The sequence below is a fragment of the Streptomyces sp. NPDC046915 genome (assembly GCF_040644935.1).
Classification (GTDB): Bacteria; Actinomycetota; Actinomycetes; order Streptomycetales; family Streptomycetaceae; genus Streptomyces.
Genome location: NZ_JBEYXB010000020.1, coordinates 124,674 through 142,788, shown reverse-complemented (window position 1 = coordinate 142,788; position 18,115 = coordinate 124,674). Strand labels below are relative to the sequence as shown.

Genomic DNA, 18,115 nt, shown 5'->3' with positions numbered 1-18,115 from the left:
CAGCGCCCGCGCCCGCTCCCGCGGGTCCATGATGGTGCGGGCGACTTGTTCGGCGTCTGCAGCCAGTCCGGCAGCCCGGTCGTGGTCGCCGGCGGCGGCCACCGCCCCAGCCATCCCGGCCAGCGCCCGCGCCCGCTCCCGCGGGTCCATGATGGTGCGGGCGACTTGTTCGGCGTCTGCAGCCAGTCCGGCAGCCCGGTCGTGGTCGCCGGCGGCAGCCACCGCCCCAGCCACCCCGGCCAGCGCCCGCGCCCGCTCCCACGGGTTGGTGATGGCACGGGCGATCTGCTCGGCCCGCTTGTGGTCACCGGCGGCGGCCACCGCCCCAGCCATCGCGGCCAGTGCACGCGCCTGCTCCCGCGGGTCGGTGATGGTGCGGGCGACGGGTTCGGCCCGGTCGTGGTCACCGGCGGCCACTGCCTTCGCCACCGCGGCCAGCGCGCGTGCCTGCTCCCACGGGTCGGTGATGGTGCGGGCGATCTGCTCGGCCCACTTGTGGTCACCGGTGGCGGCCACTGCCCCAGCCACCGCGGCCAGCGCCTGCGCCTGCTCCCACGGGTCGGTGATGGTGCGGGCGATCTGCTCGGCCCGCTTGTGGTCACCGGTGGCGACGACCGCCCCAGCCACCGCGGCCAGTGTCCGCGCCTGCTCCCACGGGTCGGTGAGGGTGCGGGCGATCTGCTCGGCCCGCTTGTGGTCACCGGTGGCGACGACTGCCCCAGCCACCGCGGCCAGCGCGTGTGCCCGCTCCCACGGGTCGGTGATGGTGCGGGCGATCTGTTCGGCTCGGTCGTGGTCACCGGCGGCGGCCACCGCCCCAGCCACCGCGGCCAGCGCCTGCGCCCGCTCCGAGGGGTCGGTGGTGGCGAGGGCGATCTGTTCGGCTCGGTCGTGGTCACCGGCGGCGGCCACCGCCCCAGCCACCGCGGCCAGCGCCCGCGCCCGCTCCGAGGGGTCGGTGATGGTGCGGGCGATCTGTTCGGCTCGGTCGTGGTCACCGGCGGCGGCCACCGCCCCAGCCACCCCGGCCAGTGTCCGCGCCCGCTCCCACGGGTCGGTAAGGGCTCGGGCGAGCTGCTCGGCCCGGTTGGGTTGGCCAATCGTGGCCCACAGGGCGGGGAGTTCGGTGGGGATGTGGGCGTTGCGGGATTCGATTTGTCCGCGGTGGTGGGACAGCCTGGCCAGGGCGTACAGGTCCGGTTCCGGGCAGTGCAGGAGTAGGTCTTGACAGGTTTTGATCTCGGTGAGGGCGGTGTCGTCGCCGCCGGACAGGTCAAGCATCCTGTCGTGGCGTGCCGGGTCGATGGCCAGGGTGATCAAGTGGTCGGTGTTGCCGGCGGTGGTCAGCATGCGGGGGTAGCCGGTCAGCAGGTATTCGGGGGTGTGCGGCGGCCACGGCGGCTGGTCGGTGGGTGTGCGGTAGTCCTCGGCCCAGGTGTGCAACCGGTCCCGGTAGTGGGCCAGGCGGTCATGTCCGAGGTAGTGACAGGCGGCGTTGTGTAGTTCCTCGTGGCCGAGCAGGTACACCTGTCGTCCTTCGTCCGGCGTCCAGGCGGCGAGACGGCGGGTGAAGGTGCGCCCGGCCACGGTGTGCAATATCTCCTCGATGGTCACGAGGTCCGCGCCTGTCAGTTCTCGCAGGTCGGGACCGGAGAGGCCGCCCCGGGCGGCGGTGAGCAGGCCCAGCAGATCCTGCTCGATGGGGCTGCCGGCGAGCAGACGTTTGAGTTCGGACTGGCCGAGTCGCTGCAGATTCCTGGCATGCGGGGAGTCACTGAGCAGGCGGATGATGCCCCGGTCACGTAGTGGGTGCCAGTCGGGCACATCGTCGGGGATCGGGGGATTGGGCCGTCCAGCAACGATGATCCGCATCCCGGCCGACGGGCGGCTGGGCAGCAGTCCGGCGATGCTGTGTGCCCCCCGGCCGGTTGTCACGCCGCGGTCTTCGTCCAGCCCGTCAACGACCAGCACCAGTCGGCAACCTGCCTGCTGACTCACGGCTGCGGCCTGGGTGAGCAGATCCAGCAGCGCTGCTTCCCGGGCTGCCTCATCTCCGCTGGCCGGTAGGTCCTGACGGAGCAGTGCACACAGCTGCTCCGTCAGTGCGGTGGTGAACGCCTCACGTGTGTCCTGCGCGGCTAGCCGGGCGGTGATGAAGAACGACACCAGCCACACTCCGCTGGCGGCGGGCGGGGTAGGCGTGTTGAGCACGAAAGTGGACAACAGCGCAGATTTGCCCGCCCACGGCCTCGCCTGCCACCACACATAAGGACCGCGACACTCGTCCAAGCAGAAACTTGCCAGCTCGGCCAGCTCAGCCTCCCGGCCCAGTAACTGCGGTGGGGCGATCCGCTCCACCTGCCGCAGGTACGCCGAGCGCACCGGCCGCGGCACGGCAGGCCCTCCCTGTTTATAAACCGCCACGTTTCCGGCAACATGACCGAAACTGGTGCCGCCATGCTCCGTGTATACGTGCCCAGGGGGCTGGTTGGCTGGAGCGGCTGGCGACTGCACCGTCGCGGCCGCAGCTATGCCACCGGTTGTGCCGGGTACGGTCAGGGGCGTGACCGGCCCGGCTCGGAAGGGCCCGGGTGCTGCCCGCCCGTAACACCGCGGTCCACGTGCACGTCCCCGGCGATCTGCCCGAAAGCGACCCCGTCCCCGCAGGCCTCGGTATGGGCGTCCCCGATGAACACCGCCGACCCGGCGCCGGTCACCACCGAGATGCCGCTGGTCTTCTCCGCAACCTGCAGCTGGGCCACCAGCTCGGTGACCTCCCGGCCGAAGACGTCGTCCTTGCGCGCCGCGGCGGTGACCGCCAGCTCCACCTGCTGACGGGTCAGCTCGCTGACCAGCCCCTCCCCGGTGGCGGCCTCCTCGGCCAGATCATCCAGGACAGGGTGCGCGCCGAGCCTAGCGGCCACCGCGGTGTGCAGCTTGTCCAGCCCTGCATCGATGACCGTATCGACCTCGGCATCCAAACGGCCAGCCGCTCGGCGGGCCTTGCGTACCGTCCACGCGATCACATACCCGGCCACCACCCCGGCCTCAATCACCATGCGCCTCGCATCCTTCCCCCGAAACGGTCATCCCGCTCCATCATGCCCAACACACAGGACCACACGGGCGGATACGCCTGTCCCAACTGATGCATTTTAGGGTCCTGGACCGCAATGGCCATCCGGCCGATGGTTCCGACAAAGAAGGTCGTGCCAGACCCGTGCCAGATGGGGAACTACCGGGAACATCGGGGAATCAACGGGCCCACATACAGGCACCGATGCCCTTTCGTAGCAGGTCAGCCCCGCAGTGAGCTCTAGATCACCTTAGCTTCCCAAGCTGAGATCTCCTGCTCTCGCTGAGACCGCCTGCTTCTGGGTACCGTCGTGCTCGTGTGTCCGGTGCGCGTTGGGTTGGTCACCCGAGGCCCGCACTGGTTGATCGCGCGCGACTAGGGGAGCTGGTACGGGCATGGCGGTTGACGCTGCTCGATCGGAAGAGGGGTTCACGTCGGCGACGGCTTCGCGGGTGATGCTTGCCGCATGCCGGGCTGCGGGGCTCGATGACAGAGGCGCGGAGTTGATCCGGCTCGGGGAGAACGCGCTGTTCCGGCTCGCTTCGGCGCCGGTGATCGTACGTGTGGCGCGGGGGAAGGAGTGGCTGCCCAAAGCCCAGACCGAAGTGGCTGTGTCACAGTGGCTAGCGAGGGAAGGGCTGCCGGCGGCTCGGATCGTTGAGGACCTGGAGCAGCCGATCTTGATCGATGGTCACCCGGTGACGTTCTGGCATCTGGTCGTTGAGGGAGACCGTAAGGCGACGTACGGGGAGCTGGGTGGCGTCCTGCGAGACTTGCACTCGCTGACCGTGCCGGAGGGGCTCGTACTGCCCTCGTACGATCCCTTCGACAAGCAAGCGCTGCGGCTCGACCGGGCGGTGATCCCGGATGATGACAGGGTCTTCTTGCGGAAGCGCTGGCGGGAAGTACAGGGCAAGTTCGCCGAGTTGCGGTTCGATACGCCGAAGGGGCCGGTGCACGGGGATGCCCACGTGCAGAACCTCATGGTGGACGGCCAGGGCCGCGTGATCCTGATCGACTTCGAGATGTTCTGCTACGACCATCCCGAGTGGGATCTCATGGTTACGGCCGTCGAACACCACAGCCTTGGGTGGCAGACCGACGAGCAGTATGCCGACTTCGTGACGGCGTACGGGCGCGACCTGTACGACTGGCCGGGATACGAGACGCTGCGGGCTATCCAAGAGTTCGGGATGACGACGTGGCTCATGCAGAACGTGCAGGAAGATGAGGACACCGCTGCCGAGTACCGCCGGCGTATCGCTGGCCTGCGGAACGACGATGCGCCGCGTGACTGGCGGCCTTGGTAGCTGCTACTCGTCGTCCTCGTCCAAGCGGGTGAGCGCGTCGTGCACCTTCTCGTTGAAGGCGGCTACGGCCGGGTTCGCCGCGTGCACACTGACCTCCTTCTGGAAGTCGGTCACGTAGCGCTTGAAGCGGGTGGACTGGAGGGAGTCGCCGCCGTCGACTGCGAGGCTTGCGGTGGTGACGGCGGCTTCCAACTCGCCGTTGAGTAGCTGGCTCTGGGCGAGCACCATGCGGCAGAACCCTAGGGTGCGGGCGTATTTCGGGTCGGTGCTGTCGACGGCTCGCTGGGCCTGGTCGACGGCTTCCCGGCGCATCTTGAGGTCGCGGAAGCAGTGGCAGAGCTCGCCCATGAGCTCGGCGGAGTTGAAGTAGCCGATCCACGCTGGATCTTCGGCGGTGTCGGCGCACTCGAAGTAGCGTTCGGCCTCGTTCATGGCGCGTCCCGCTGCGATGGTGTCGCCTGCGTTAGACAGGGCGCGGGCCTCCATCGCCGCACTCAACGCCATGACACGCGGGGTCGCCCGGCCCTTGGCGCCCTCGACGGCGGCGCGGGCTAGCTGGATCGCCTGGGCGTGGTTGCCCAGGTAGTTGGCCTGGTGGCTGAGGTTGCCGAGGAGGCGGGCGCCAAACATGCGGTCGTCGATGGCCTGGGACAGGCGCAGCGTGGAAGTCAGGTAGCGGTGAGCAAGCCGGTGGTTACCGACGTCGTACGCGGTCCACGCGAGTAACTGCGATATCTCGGCGGCGGCGCCGAATAACGCGGTGCCTACCTTCTCGCTGTAGCTCGTGCCGAGCAGGGGCAACACATCCTCGCGGAAGTAGTGGCGAAGTGCCTTGTGGCCATGGCCTCCGCCGTACTTGAAGTCGAGTTGCATGAACAAGCCGGCGGCTTCTCTGATCGCGCGAACGTCACGCATGCCGACTCGTCTGTGAGCGGGTCTGTCGGCCTGGATGCCGTCGGGGCGCGCGATCATCCATGACAAGACGGCGGAGCTGAGGTCGGGTTCCGCGATGATCAGTTGGTCCGGGGTGTGAGCGTCAGCATGTTCGTGGGTGAGCCCGTCGAGCATGGAAAGCACGTCGGGAACGGTGCCCGGGTACTCGATCGACTGAGGTGCGGCCGCCTGCGAGAGATCGAAAAAGCCGAGATCGGCGGGCGTGAGGCGGCGACCAAGCTTGGTGCTCAGGACGTCGGCCATGACTGAGGCCGCTTCGGGCCGGATTCCTGATCCGTTCCGCCATCGCTGCACGGAGATATGCGTTGTCCTGAGATCAAGGCCGCGGTGATCGGCGGTCTCCTGCATGCGCTTCGCCAGGCCCTTGTTCGAGACCTGCGCCTCGTCCATGACTGCGATCAGCTTCGCGTTCGGCTCTCGGCTCATGCTCCCCTGCCAGCCCGAGAATTACGGCGAGTGTCCATCGTGTCACAGCAGTCTCGCCTTGGGGGGTTCATTAGTGAACCCCCCTTGTCTTTGCCCGTGTTCATGTGAACCCCCTGGTGAACGCTCCCGGTCACATGCCTTCCGCCGTGTACTGGCTTGTGTGCAGCAGGCGGTGACGTGAGGGCCGTCGAGGCTCGGAAGGGAACGTGATGGATGCGGGGAAAGCCCAGAGCGTGGCGAGCGAATTGGATGCTTACGCCCACTGGTTCGTGACGCCGGATCCGCGCTCGGGCGGGCGGTTCCTGGCGCTGACGCTCTTCGCCGAGTGCGCCGGCACTGCTCGCATCGCGCGCGACACGACTTCCGTGTTCCTGCGGGGCGCGGTCCCAGACGAAGTGATGCACGACGCCCGGTTGGTCGTATCGGAGCTGGTCGGCAACGTGGTGAATCACGCTGTGCCGGATCGCCACCAGACTCGTCCCGGTGGCTGTCGGCGCATCGACGTGACCTTCAAGCTGTATCCGAAATGGTTCTTCATCGGCGTCACGGATGAGGACTCGACGGCTCCACTGCTCCCGATGGGTGACTGGCTCGCGCCGGAGTTGGTGGGGGAACTGTCAGAGGCGGTCCTGCCCGACAGCGGGCGTGGGCTCATGATCGCTCAGCGGGTGGCGACGGCGGTCTGGTGGACGCCGGGTGAGCAGGGTGGCAAGACGGTCTGGTGCCGTTTCGACCTGGACAGCGGAGCCGGGCTCACGCCCGTCTGATGAACTCCGGGCCGTCACCTGATGCCTCACTCCCTCGCGATCGGGAGTTGGCAACGGCTCGGACACCGGCCGGAGTCTGACCCACTCCGACCGCTGGCGCGGTCTCTCCTGTCTCCGGGGGCTCCCCTCCCGGCCGAGGGGCCGCGCCTCATAACCACAAATGACACCGGGCCACCCCTGCCCTGGTAAGCGATGGGTGGCCCGGCTGGGAACACGGCGGTTCCCGGTACCTGATGGTACCGGGGCCGTCGTGCTGCGTTTTGGCGCTGGCCCAAGGAAGTTGACGATCCGTTACCTAGATCAGGGCAGAGGTGGACAAGGTGACTGGCTTCGGTGAGGACTGGCCGGGTGACGGTCTTGAGGTCACGGGTGTGGACTCCGGGCTGTGGGTGTCCGGCGTCGACTACATCGAGGGCTGGCGTACGGCGCGCGAGTCGGCCGATCGTTTGAACCGGGCGCTCCTGTGCGTGGGTCTGGAGCTGTCTGCTGTGCGGGCCGTCGCCTCGACGAACGAGGACGGGCGCGCGGTGGTGCGAGTGGTGGGCTGGCCGGACGCCGTGGACCGGCTTGCCCAGCTCCTTGACGGGCGCGCGGACGGCAATGGCGGTGCGGCGTGAGGGGTCTTTTCGCTGGTGAGCGGTGCGCCTGGGCACGTCGCCGGCCGGAGAGACTTTGGGCTGGAGCTGCCATGGGGCGAGTGAACAGGGGGCCTTACGCTGGCCCGGCGAATCGGGCAGGTACTGGTCCTGCCCGAGTTTGTGCCCGATGGGCCCCCTGTTCTTCGAGGCTCGCCCCATGGTGGCTGCGTAAAGTCTCGGAGGCCGTCGACCCCCAGCCCCGTGGGCCCCGGCCTGCGCCGGCTTGGCGTCGCCTCGACTTCTCGGGTGTGCTGCGGGCGGGGGCGTCGGCCGTCCGGACGGGACCGGCGTCCACGCCGCACGCCCGGCCGGGGCGGCCGGGCGACCCGGCGCGCCGCAGGCGCGCCCTTGAGGAAGTGAAGACGTATTCGACACGTGGCCGTTGGCGCTCAGGCGCGGGGGCGTCGGGCTGGCTCTTTGTCGGCGGTGATCCGGTAGGCGAGTTCGGCACGGTCGGCGCCGAAGCGGAGTTCTTCGAGGAGCAGGGGGCGGTCGTCGGTGCCGTGCGCGACTCGGGCCACGTGCAGGACCGGCGTCGCGTCCGGGAGTTGGAGCGTGGTCCGCTCGTCGGGCAGCGGCATGTGGGCGCGCACGGTCTCGGTCCAGGACAGCTTCTGTCCGTCCTGGGTGAGCAACCGGTAGATCGCGGCCGGGCGCTTGCACGGCTCCTCCGCGAGCAGCGGCACCGCTTCGGCGACCTCGAAGGGGATCAGAGTGCGGTGCATCGCCCGTGTCCCCGTGCTCGGGTCGATCAGCAGTCGGTCGCACCCGAACAGTGCTTCTTCTTCGCCGAGTTGGAGGAGTCGGCCGGTGGCCTTGGTAGTGCGGGTGCGGTAGGTGCTCGGCTCCTCGGCCTCCTGCCAGATGTCGCCGTTGGGCATGACGAAGCGGCCGTCGGTGGTGAGGCTGATGCGGCGCTCGATGGTGAGGGCGGGCTGTCCGTCGGAGCGTACGAAGCTGCCCTTGCCGTGGCGTACGTCGATCAGTCCTTCTGCCCGAAGTGCCGCAATGGCGTTGCGGACTGTGGGGCGGGAGACGCCGTAGCGGGCCATGAGCTGGGTTTCGGATGGCAGCAGGGAGTCGGGGGCGAACTCGCCGGACAGAATCGCCTCTCGGATCGCGGCGGCCACCTGCTGGTAGAGGGCTCCGGGGCGCTGGATCTCTGACATCTCGGCATCTCCGGGTTGAGGTCGTAGGCACGTCGCACGCGCGACATCACTCGTCAGCATAAGTAGTTGCGCTCTCGCCGTACAGGACTTCATAGTCGTAACTCGTCAGGACAAGTGACGTCAGATCGAGTCTGGCGTCTCGATTGGCCAGGGAGGCCAAAAATCATGCAGTCCATTCCCGTGGACACGGCACGGCTGGGCGTACTGCGGTGCGCCATCGCGCCCGAAGCAAAGATCACCAACTCCGAGACACAGGAGGTGAAGAGGGATCGGGACGGCAACCCGGTCTGGACCGTGGCCGTGACCGTGCGGCAGGACGGGCGACGGATCTCTGTCATCGAGATCGCCGTGAGCGGTCAGCCCAAGGGCATCGAGGAAGGACAGATCGTCAAGGTCACCGGTCTGACCGCGTTCATGTGGTCGATGGGCGACCGGCACGGCGTCAGCTTCCGCGCCGACGCGATCACGGCCGTGCACGGCGGTCCGGTGGGGCACGCGAAGGGCGGTGAGGCGTGATGGGGCCGATTCTGCTCGCCTTGGTGCTCGCCGTCCTGGCGTGGCTGGTCGTCGTCGGTGACCTGGTGCGCCGGCACCGTCCGGCCTGGCACTGGTACCTCGTCGGATACCCGGCCACTGCCTGCCGGGTGGTGTTCACCTGGCGCAAGGTCGCCATGCTCAACGACCTCGCCGTCTCGCACCGTCCGCCGCGCGGGCTGCTCGGGGACCTGGTGGTCAAGGGTGATCCGCTGCGGCCGGTGGCTCCCCGGGGCTCCTTCCCTCGTGCCACCCGCTTGGGGCTGACCGTGACCGTGCGTCTGCACGCGGGGCAGACCCCGGCAGCCTTCATGAAGGCGGCTGACGCGCTGGTCCACGCGTGGAAGGTGCACGCGGTCCGGGTCACCTCGCCGGAACGTGGCCTCGTCCTGCTGACCGCCACGGCCACGGATCCGCTTGAGCGGCCCGGCTTAGCCCAGGCTCCGGCCGAACTGCTCTCCGCGCTCATCGGCGTCCTGGAGAGCGGCGGCGCCTGGGTGATGAACCTCCGGCTGGTGCCTCACTGGTTGATCGCTGGGGCTACCCGGTCCGGCAAGTCCACGCTGCTGGCCCGGCTGATCACCCAGCTGGCGACTCAACGGGTTGCCCTGGTCGGCATCGACTGCAAGGGCGGCATGGAACTGGGCCTGTTCGCCGGGCGGTTGAGCGCGCTGGCCACCTGCCGTCGTGAGGCGGTCGCCGTTCTCTCGGCCCTGGTGGTCGACATGCAGGACCGGATGGGCGCGTGCCGGTCGGCCGGGGTCCGCTCCATCTGGGAGCTCCCGGAGAAACTCCGGCCGGCGCCGGTCGTCGTGATCGTCGACGAGATCGCGGAACTGTACCTGTCCGACGGCACCCGCGAGGGCAAGGCAGAGGCGGAGCAGTGCTCCACGCTCCTCCTCCGCCTGGCGCAGCTTGGCGCCGCGCTCGGCATTCACCTGGTCGTGGCCGGACAGCGGGTCGGCTCCGACCTCGGCCCTGGCGTCACAGCGTTGCGCGCGCAGCTCGGCGGGCGGATCTGTCACCGCGTCAACGATCCCGGCACGGCGGAAATGGCGCTGGGAGACCTGAACAAGGACGCCGTGGCCGTCGCCCAGTCGATCACCGCTCAAGAGCGGGGCGTGGCCGTGTGTACCGGGCCGGACGGCGGATGGAGCCGCGCCCGTTCCCACCTGACATCCACGGATGAGGCCGTAGCGATCACACGGAAGCACGCCGGAATGGCCCCCGACCTGCCCACCCTCGGCGCGGCCCTCGCGGCCCTGGAAGGAGACGACAAGTGATCAGCACCGGTACGGCCGTGTCTCTCGTGGTGGTCTTCGGGGTCATCACCTTCCTCCTCGTCCGCTCCCGCGACGTGCGGGTGTGGGAGGCGGTCTGCATCGTCCTGTTCGGCATGTACCTCGGCCAGACGCCCGTCAGCCTCACGATCAACGGCTTCGTGACCTGGGTCCTCAGCGGCTTCACCCACTTCTGATCAGGAAGGACGCACGGCCATGCCTATGCCTCGCGTGAGGTGCCCGCAATGCAAGGGCGACGGAGCCCGCAGGACCTGGACCGGACGCCTTCGGCGCTGCCGCGTCTGCCGCGGCACCGGAACCATCCGCTGACCAGCAACCCCACCCATCGGACCACGGAAGGGACAACCCCATGCACATCGGCGCACCACCACCCACTCACCGTGCCGCTTCGGCGGCCCACCCTGGAAGGTCACCACCATCACCCCGGAGTTCACCCCGGCTGACAGGCGCGCCGTTCTCGACCGCGCGGCGCGCCTGCGTCAGCTCCCCGAAGCAGACCGCGACGCAATTCGCATCGCGCAAGATCCGAACTTCCCTCGCTGGCTGGAGCAGGTCACCGCAACCGGCGGCTGCGCCCACCCCGTCCACCTCTCCGGCTCCACCACCACCCTGGACGGTACGACCGGCGAGATCCTCCACCACTACGACACCCGCACCGAACCCGGCGAACGCCTGCTGATCCGCTGCCGCAACCGACGCGCAACCGTCTGTCCCGCTTGTTCTCGCCTCCACGCCGGTGACACCTACCACCTCGTGCGCGCGGGGCTCCTCGGCGGCAAGAACGTCCCCGCCACCGTTCGCAACCGCCCCCGGCTCTTCGTCACCTTGACCGCCCCGTCGTTCGGTCCGGTCCACCGGGTCGGGGAGGCGTGTCGGCCTCGCCGTGGCGGTGGTACTTGCGAGCACGGTCGGCCCGTCGGCTGTCGCGCCAATCACGGCGCTGGTGACTCCGCTGTGGGGCAACCGCTCTGCCCCGACTGCTACGGCTACGCAGCACACGTGCTGTGGCACGCACAGGCGGGCACGCTGTGGGACCGTTTCGCCCGCGGCGTTCGGCGACAGCTCGCGTCGGCGGCCGGCCTGGCACAGTCCCGCTTCGCCGACTACGCCCGGCTTTCGTTCGCCCGTGTCGCCGAGTACCAGAAGCGGGCGGCCGTGCACATTCATGCCGTCGTACGGCTCGACGGACCGACCGGGCCGGACGACGAACCCCCGGCCTGGGGGACAACCGCGCTTCTGGCCGATGCCGTGGGCGCCTCCGCCCGGCGGGCCCTGGTCCGCACGCCGTACAGCTCGGCTGTGGGCGAGTTGGCCTTGCGCTGGGGCGCCCAGATCGACGCCCGGCCGCTGCGCGCCGACGGCGACGGACCGGACGATGACGCCGTGGCGGCGTACGTGGCCAAGTACGTCACCAAGGGAGCGAGCGAGACCGGCGCCGGCACCGACCACCCACTCACCACCTGGGACGACATCGACACGGCACCGGTGAGCGGCCACGTGCGCACCCTCATGCGCACCTGCTGGCGCCTCGGCGGCCTACCCGAGTACGAACCTCTCCGCCTCCGGGCCTGGACTCACACACTCGGCTACCGGGGCCACATCCTCACCAAATCCCGCGCCTACTCCACCACCTACGTGGCACTTCGCGCCGAGCGTGCGCACCACATGGGCCACGACAACATCTCCGACGTGGTCACCGAGCGGCAGTGGCGTTACGCGGGCTCCGGCTACACTCCCGGCGCCGCCCTCATCGCAGCAGGGATCGCCAGCGACCTGTCACGCAACCGGGAGATCGCTCGCGAAGAGATCCGCTGGACGGCGGTGGGCCATTGACGCAACAGCACCGTGATGCGGAAAGAGCACGTCACCTGGATCGGGTCTGCCGGAGCTTCTCCACCAGGATCGGCCCGGAATCGGCAAGGCGTCTCGCGCGACTCCTGGAGCGCCGGCCCAGAGGCAAGATCGAATGAGAGAGCAAAGAAGGGGGCCTCGTGTGAGGCCCCCTTCTCCCACCTGGCGGTTAGGTCCAGATGGGGTTCTGCTCGATGTCGATCCTGCCGTAGTCGAAGTACCGGCCCTTCTTCGTCGCTTCCTTGATCTTGACCGCCGCGAACAGGAAGCGCATCACAGCGTTCATCCGCTGGTAGTCCTCCGCCTCCTTCAAGGTTTCCCAGCTCGCCCGCGCATGTGGGCCCACAAGACCATCCAGAACCTCGGTGGTCGGACGGACGATCATCTTGCGCTCCATCTGCGCGATGCGCGCCTCCACGGTCTTGCGCATCTCGCGATACTCCCGTGTCTTCAACTCCTGCTTCTGCCACATGTCCTTGAGCTCGTCGAGTTCGCGACGGTCGGCCTCCACGGCTGCCCGATCCTCTTCCGACAGCTCAGAGGGCGTCGGCGCCTCCGACAGGTCAAGTCGTTCAAGGAGGTTGATGGCGGCCTCGCTGACGAACTCCTCCAGGATCGGAGCAGAGATGACCCTGTTGCAGCGCGGAACATCAAGCCGGTGGGTGCGGCGAGCGCAGACGTACTTAGCGCCGCTTCCTCCTGATCCGCTCATGGTCCCGCCGCACACTGTGCAGGTGACCATTCCGCGTAGCAGATAGAACCGGCTCGGCCGCTTGCCGTTCGCCAGTTTCGCAGCGCGATAGGCGCGACGTTCTCGGACTTCGAGCCACATCCCCCGGTCGATGATCGCGGGCCATTCGCCGTCGCCGACCTCCTCACCCCGGAAGACACGGATCCCGGCGACGTGGCGACTGTCGAGAACGTCTCGCACACGCGGGGCACTCCAGTTGCGTCCCTCGGCGGTCTTCACACCCCGCTCGTACAACTCCTTGGCCAGTTGGACCGGACTCACTCCGTCCAGATAGCGAGAGAAGATCTCTCGCACGATCTCGGCCTCTTCAGGGACGATCACCATGCCGGTCTTGTCGTAGCCATAACGTCGCCGACCGGTGTGAGGCCTTCCGTCCTGCACACGGTCGATCATGGAGTCGATCAGTCGGCGCGACGTGTCGTCACTCGACCGGCACGCGTGCGCGACCTCGATGCGCAGGAAGAAGCGGTCGTCGGGGTCCGCGAGATCGCGCCGGTTCGCCTGGCCGTGCAGCGTGATGTCGTGATCGTCGGCGATCTGCAACAACTCTTCGAGATCGCGCGGCTGTCGCATGAGCCGGTCCGGGTGGTAGGTGAGGACGTGGCGCACACGGCCCTTGCCAGCCTCGGCGAGTAGCGCATCCCAACCCGGCCGCTTGCGTTTGCGCTGCCATGCCGACCGGTTGTTGTCCACGAAGACTTGGTCTTCGTCGACTATGAGTCCGAGACGGTCGGCCACCTCGCGGCAGATGCTCGCCTGGCGTTCCACGCCCGTCTGGTCGTCGTCGTTCGCGTGGGAGATACGGCAGTAGATTGCCGCCGACTCCCCGGCCCAGTCGGCCCGATGATTCTTCGCCCTCTGCGCGCCGGCCGCCTGCCTGGCCCGGAGGGCTCGCCGTAACCGGGCTTCCGTCTGCTGGTCGTTGTCGTCTTCAGCCATGGAAAGAGGCTATGAGCACTGCTTGATCCACGTCATGCGCTCCCGCTTCCACGCGGCGGGAAAGCGGCCCTCGCGGGCGGCGGGCAGGCCGATTTCCGGGGTGTACGCCTGGTAGACGGTGATCGTGGATTCCGTGTGAGCCGCACGGATCCGGCGGGGCGGTTCTTCCATGGCGTACAGCGTGGGGGCGGCGGGGTCCGGGCGGCCACTGATTAACGACGATTGACGACGGCTGTTCGGCTTCGCCAGGGAGTCGGCCCCCGTCCCGCCCGGCCCGCAGTACCCCGCCGGGCGTCAGAGAAGCCTGGCGAGGGCGGCCGCGGAGGGGCTTGCGGGCACCGCCTGGTAGACGATGATCACTTGCTGCTCGGCGCCCCCGACGGTGAGGGCCTGCCGCCGCAGGGCGAGCTCCCCGACGACCGGATGCACGAACCGTTTGAGTTCGTCGCGGGAGGGGCGTGCGTCGTGCCGCGCCCACAGGCCGCGGAAGTCGTCGTCCGCTTTCAGTTCGGCGACGAGCCGCGCGGTCCGCGGGTCGCGGGGATCGGCTTCGGCGCGCAGGGCCGCGGCGGTCTGGGCGGCGATCTCGGGCCAGTCCGGGAAGAGCCGACGGGCCCCGGGGTCGAGGAACATGTCCCGGGCCAGGTTGTGTCCGGGCTCGTACATCGGGGCGAGCGCGCGGGCCCACTTGTTCGCGGCCAGCACGTCGAACCGCCGGTTGCGTACGAACGCCGGAGTGCCCGCCCATGTGTCGAGCAACTGGTGCACGTCCGGGGTGACTTCGGTCTCCGGAGGCCGTACGGGATCCGGGCCGGCCAGCGCGAACAGGTGCGCCGAGGCGTCGGCGTCCAGTTCCAGCGCCCGCGCGAGCGCCCGCAGCACCTGCGGTGACGGATGCCGGTCGACGCCCTGCTCCAGCCGGGTCAGGTACGGCTCGCTGATACCGGCCAGCCCCGCCAGCTCGTCCCGGCGCAGCCCCGCTACCCGGCGCCTGGCGTGCGCGGGCAGGCCCGCGTGCGAGGGCGGAACCCGTCCCCGCCTGGCCTTGAGGAACTCTCCCAGCGCATTGTCGGCCGCCATGGCCGAAGGGTAACCCTCGGGGGGTGCTGGCTGCGGTCCGGCGGAAGGCGCAGGGTCGAGGCATGGAGAAGACATGGTTCATCACCGGCGCGTCCCGCGGCTTCGGCCGGATCTGGGCCGAAGCCGCCCTTGCCCGCGGCGACCGCGTCGCCGTCACGGCACGCCGTCCCGAGTCCCTGAAACCCCTCGTCGACGTCCACGGGGACCGCGTCCTCCCGCTCCGTCTCGACGTCACCGGCCGGGCCGCCGTCACCGACGCCGTACAGCGGGCCGCCGAAGCCTTCGGCCACCTCGATGTGGTCGTCAACAACGCGGGCTACGGCCTCTTCGGCATGGTCGAGGAGACCACCGAGGAGCAGGCCCGCGCCCAGCTCGACACCAACCTGTTCGGCCCGCTGTGGGTGACGCAGGCGGCCCTGCCGTTCCTGCGCGCGCGGGGGAGGGGGCACATCGTGCAGGTGTCCAGCATCGGCGGGCTCGCGGCCTTCCCCACCCTCGGGCTGTACAACGCCTCCAAGTGGGCGCTCGAGGGGATGAGCGAGGCGCTCGCCCAGGAGGTCGGCCCGCTCGGCATCCACGTCACGATCGTCGAACCCGGTCCCTTCGGCACCGACTGGTCCGGCTCCTCCGCGGTGCACGCCGAACCCATCGCCGCGTACGAGCCGGTCCGCGAGGCACGCCGGGCCGGCGCGACCGCCCGCGCGCCACAGGACCCGCGGGCCACCGCCGACGTCATCCTCGAACTGGTCGACACCGACGAACCACCCCTGCGGCTCTTCCTCGGTACGTACCCCTATCCCGTCGTCGAAGCCGCGTACCAGCAGCGACTCGACACCTGGAACGCGTGGCGGCCGCTCGCCGCCAAGGCATGACGGCCGATGGTGCCGTCGAGCGCGTGGCCTCCGGTTCCGGTCAGCTCAGCAGGGTCGCCGGGCTGCCGCCGTTCGCCTCGTAGCCCGCCACCGCCAGGGCGCGGTGCAGGGCGAACTCGGCGGCCGGGTCGGCGGACAGGATCCAGGGGAGGGCGCCGACGTGACCGTCGACGTGTATCAGCTGGCTCATGGCCTCGGCCCAGCGCTCGGCGCGTACCAGGAAGAAGACCAGCAGGTGGCGGACGTGCGCCTGCATCGGGTCGTCGGGGCGCGCCGCGTGCACCGCGTGGAGCGCGCCGTGGATCGCCTTGGTGACGACCTCGCTCTGGTAGAAGCTGCTGACCAGATTCACCTCGGGGAGGTGCTCGAACACCGCGAACAGCGGCATCGCGGCCAGCAGGGAGCCCTGCGGGGCACGGGCCGCGGCGGCCTCCGCGAAGGAGTACGCCAGCTCCCGGGAGCCGTGCCACTTCTCGCACCAGTAGTGCAGGGCCGCGAGATGGGCGCCCATGTGGGCGGGGGCGCGATCCAGGATCCTCAGCCAGAGCTTCTCGAACTCCGGCTGGGTGTAGGCCAGTCCGCGCGCCACCGACAGCTCGACGATGTGCGGGACCGGGTCGCCGGGGGCCAGCAGGGCCGCCTGGGCGCAGGCCTCCCGCGCCTCCTCCATGATGATCCGGAACTCGTCCGAGCCCGGCGTCGACGTGCGCCACGCCTGCTGCACCAGGAACTCCGCGTGCACGGCGGCGCCGCCCGCGTCCTTGGGCTGCTCGGCCCGCCACACCCGCAGCCACTGCCCGCCGGGCGTCTCGTGGACCCCGCCGGGCCGCTGCTGCAACTCGAGCGCCGCCGCGCCCGCGAAGGCCTGTACGCGCTGCCAGCGCGGCTCGCCCTCGGTCTCGGTGCCGGCCAGCAGCTGCGCCGCCGCGCGGTAGTCCTGTGTGCGCTGCACCAGGTCCAGGACGTCCAGCAGGTCCTGGTCGGGGCCGGGCATCCGGATGTCCAGCTCTTCCTGGCGCACGAAGCCGTAGTCCGCCGGGTCCGCGGCGTCCGGATGGTCCGGAGACACCTGCTCGATCATCCCGCGCCTGCGCCGCAGCGTCGGGAGCAGCACGAAGCTCAGCATGAGCAGCGCAATCAGGACCCAGAGAATCGCCATGCGTCAAGCGAACCAGACACCGCCGACAATTGGCCAACCGGTTCGCGGCACCTGTGGAAAACCCTTCCCCTCCCGCTGTCCGGGCCCCGGCATCCGCCATCGGCCCCGCGAGCGCATTACGCTCGGTCCCCATGAGCGACAGGCACATCAGTCAGCATTTCGAGACTCTCGCGATCCACGCGGGCAACACCGCCGATCCCCTGACCGGCGCGGTCGTCCCGCCGATCTACCAGGTCTCGACCTACAAGCAGGACGGCGTCGGCGGCCTGCGCGGCGGCTACGAGTACAGCCGCAGCGCCAACCCGACCAGGACCGCCCTGGAGGAGAACCTCGCCGCCCTGGAGGGCGGTCGCCGGGGCCTGGCGTTCGCGTCCGGGCTGGCGGCCGAGGACACCCTGTTGCGTACGCTGCTCAGCCCCGGCGACCACGTCGTGATTCCCAACGACGCGTACGGCGGTACGTTCCGCCTGTTCGCGAAGGTGGTCACCCGGTGGGGGGTCGAGTGGTCCGTCGCCGACACCAGCGATCCGGCTGCCGTACGGGCCGCCATCACCCCGAAGACCAAGGCGGTCTGGGTGGAGACCCCCTCCAACCCGCTGCTCGGCATCACGGACATCGCCGCCGTCGCCCAGGTCGCCCACGACGCCGGCGCGAAGCTCGTCGTGGACAACACCTTCGCCACGCCGTACCTCCAGCAGCCGCTCTCGCTCGGCGCGGACGTCGTCGTGCACTCCCTGACCAAGTACATGGGCGGCCACTCGGACGTCGTCGGCGGCGCGCTGATCACGGCGGACGAGGGGCTGGGCGAGGAGCTGGCGTACCACCAGAACGCGATGGGCGCGGTCGCCGGGCCCTTCGACTCCTGGCTGGTGCTGCGCGGCACCAAGACGCTGTCGGTGCGCATGGACCGGCACAGCGAGAACGCCACGAAGATCGCCGACATGCTCACCCGGCACGCGCGCGTGACGAGCGTCCTGTACCCGGGGCTGCCCGAGCACCCCGGTCACGAGGTCGCCGCCAAGCAGATGAGGGCGTACGGCGGCATGATCTCCTTCCGGGTTGCGGGCGGCGAGGAGGCGGCCGTCGAGGTGTGCAACCGGGCGAAGGTCTTCACGCTCGGCGAGTCCCTGGGCGGTGTCGAGTCGCTGATCGAGCACCCGGGGCGCATGACCCACGCCTCCGCGGCCGGCTCGGCCCTCGAGGTACCCGCCGACCTGGTCCGCCTCTCCGTGGGCATCGAGAACGTCGAGGACCTCCTGGAGGACCTCCAGCAGGCCCTCGGCTAGTC

General features: G+C 69.4%; 15 protein-coding genes and 2 pseudogenes. 9 read left to right on the top strand and 8 right to left on the bottom strand.

Translation table 11 applies throughout. The features are described from left to right. Window positions 1–2,223: pseudogene (locus tag ABZ915_RS38205) on the bottom strand (hypothetical protein); the annotation flags it as partial. 332 nt (window positions 2,224–2,555) lie between these two features. Further along, window positions 2,556–3,059, bottom strand: coding sequence for a hypothetical protein (locus ABZ915_RS38200; RefSeq protein ID WP_361813025.1), 504 nt, complete (start codon window positions 3,057–3,059; stop codon window positions 2,556–2,558). Window positions 3,060–3,471: 412 nt separating this feature from the next. Here ABZ915_RS38200 and ABZ915_RS38195 point away from each other — a divergent pair, with 412 nt between their 5' ends. Next, a complete protein-coding gene (locus ABZ915_RS38195; RefSeq protein ID WP_361813023.1) occupies window positions 3,472–4,386 on the top strand; it encodes an aminoglycoside phosphotransferase family protein in 915 nt (304 codons plus the stop codon). 3 nt (window positions 4,387–4,389) lie between these two features. Here the strand turns inward: ABZ915_RS38195 and ABZ915_RS38190 are convergent, their stop codons facing one another. After that, on the bottom strand, window positions 4,390–5,766 hold the full coding sequence (locus tag ABZ915_RS38190) for a sporulation protein (protein ID WP_361813021.1): 1,377 nt from the start codon (window positions 5,764–5,766) through the stop codon (window positions 4,390–4,392). 209 nt (window positions 5,767–5,975) lie between these two features. Between ABZ915_RS38190 and ABZ915_RS38185 the strand changes: the two genes are divergently transcribed. Then, a complete protein-coding gene (locus ABZ915_RS38185) occupies window positions 5,976–6,533 on the top strand; it encodes an ATP-binding protein (protein WP_361813019.1) in 558 nt (185 codons plus the stop codon). A gap of 320 nt (window positions 6,534–6,853) precedes the next feature. Then, window positions 6,854–7,150, top strand: a complete 297-nt coding sequence (locus tag ABZ915_RS38180; protein WP_361813017.1) for a hypothetical protein — start codon at window positions 6,854–6,856, stop codon at window positions 7,148–7,150. A gap of 410 nt (window positions 7,151–7,560) precedes the next feature. Here the strand turns inward: ABZ915_RS38180 and ABZ915_RS38175 are convergent, their stop codons facing one another. Continuing rightward, entirely contained in the window at window positions 7,561–8,340 is a 780-nt protein-coding gene (locus tag ABZ915_RS38175) for a GntR family transcriptional regulator (protein ID WP_361813015.1), read from the bottom strand. A gap of 165 nt (window positions 8,341–8,505) precedes the next feature. On the opposite strand from ABZ915_RS38175, the gene ABZ915_RS38170 reads away from it, so the two are divergent. The 4 genes from ABZ915_RS38170 to ABZ915_RS38155 all read left to right on the top strand — a co-directional run bounded on the left by ABZ915_RS38170 (window position 8,506) and on the right by ABZ915_RS38155 (window position 12,008). After that, on the top strand, window positions 8,506–8,856 hold the full coding sequence (locus ABZ915_RS38170; protein WP_361813013.1) for a hypothetical protein: 351 nt from the start codon (window positions 8,506–8,508) through the stop codon (window positions 8,854–8,856). Then, a complete protein-coding gene (locus ABZ915_RS38165; protein ID WP_361813011.1) occupies window positions 8,856–10,157 on the top strand; it encodes an FtsK/SpoIIIE domain-containing protein in 1,302 nt (433 codons plus the stop codon). The genes ABZ915_RS38170 and ABZ915_RS38165 overlap by 1 nt, the downstream gene beginning before the upstream one ends. Beyond that, window positions 10,154–10,351, top strand: a complete 198-nt coding sequence (locus ABZ915_RS38160) for a hypothetical protein (RefSeq protein ID WP_361813009.1) — start codon at window positions 10,154–10,156, stop codon at window positions 10,349–10,351. The genes ABZ915_RS38165 and ABZ915_RS38160 overlap by 4 nt, the downstream gene beginning before the upstream one ends. A gap of 148 nt (window positions 10,352–10,499) precedes the next feature. Continuing rightward, a complete protein-coding gene (locus ABZ915_RS38155; protein ID WP_361813087.1) occupies window positions 10,500–12,008 on the top strand; it encodes a replication initiator in 1,509 nt (502 codons plus the stop codon). A gap of 187 nt (window positions 12,009–12,195) precedes the next feature. On the opposite strand, the gene ABZ915_RS38150 is transcribed toward ABZ915_RS38155, so the two are convergent. The 3 genes and pseudogenes from ABZ915_RS38150 to ABZ915_RS38140 all read right to left on the bottom strand — a co-directional run bounded on the left by ABZ915_RS38150 (window position 12,196) and on the right by ABZ915_RS38140 (window position 14,796). Further along, the gene (locus tag ABZ915_RS38150; protein ID WP_361813007.1) at window positions 12,196–13,716 is read right to left on the bottom strand and encodes a recombinase family protein; all 1,521 of its coding nucleotides are present in this window, start codon (window positions 13,714–13,716) and stop codon (window positions 12,196–12,198) included. A 21-nt stretch (window positions 13,717–13,737) separates the two neighbouring features. Next, window positions 13,738–13,887 (bottom strand): annotated as a pseudogene (locus ABZ915_RS38145) (DUF4291 family protein); the annotation flags it as partial. 123 nt (window positions 13,888–14,010) lie between these two features. Beyond that, window positions 14,011–14,796 (bottom strand): helix-turn-helix transcriptional regulator, encoded by a 786-nt coding sequence (locus ABZ915_RS38140; protein ID WP_361813005.1) that lies wholly within the window; start codon window positions 14,794–14,796, stop codon window positions 14,011–14,013. A gap of 62 nt (window positions 14,797–14,858) precedes the next feature. Between ABZ915_RS38140 and ABZ915_RS38135 the strand changes: the two genes are divergently transcribed. Continuing rightward, window positions 14,859–15,668 carry an oxidoreductase gene (locus ABZ915_RS38135; protein ID WP_361813004.1) on the top strand — a complete coding sequence of 270 codons (810 nt, stop codon included), beginning with the start codon at window positions 14,859–14,861 and terminating at the stop codon, window positions 15,666–15,668. Window positions 15,669–15,708: 40 nt separating this feature from the next. On the opposite strand, the gene ABZ915_RS38130 is transcribed toward ABZ915_RS38135, so the two are convergent. Then, window positions 15,709–16,827: a hypothetical protein gene (locus tag ABZ915_RS38130; protein ID WP_361813002.1), complete on the bottom strand. Its 1,119-nt coding sequence runs from the start codon at window positions 16,825–16,827 to the stop codon at window positions 15,709–15,711. A gap of 131 nt (window positions 16,828–16,958) precedes the next feature. On the opposite strand from ABZ915_RS38130, the gene ABZ915_RS38125 reads away from it, so the two are divergent. Beyond that, complete coding sequence (locus ABZ915_RS38125) at window positions 16,959–18,113, top strand: cystathionine gamma-synthase (protein ID WP_361813000.1); 1,155 nt, start codon at window positions 16,959–16,961, stop codon at window positions 18,111–18,113. The last annotated feature ends 2 nt before the right edge of the window (window positions 18,114–18,115 follow it).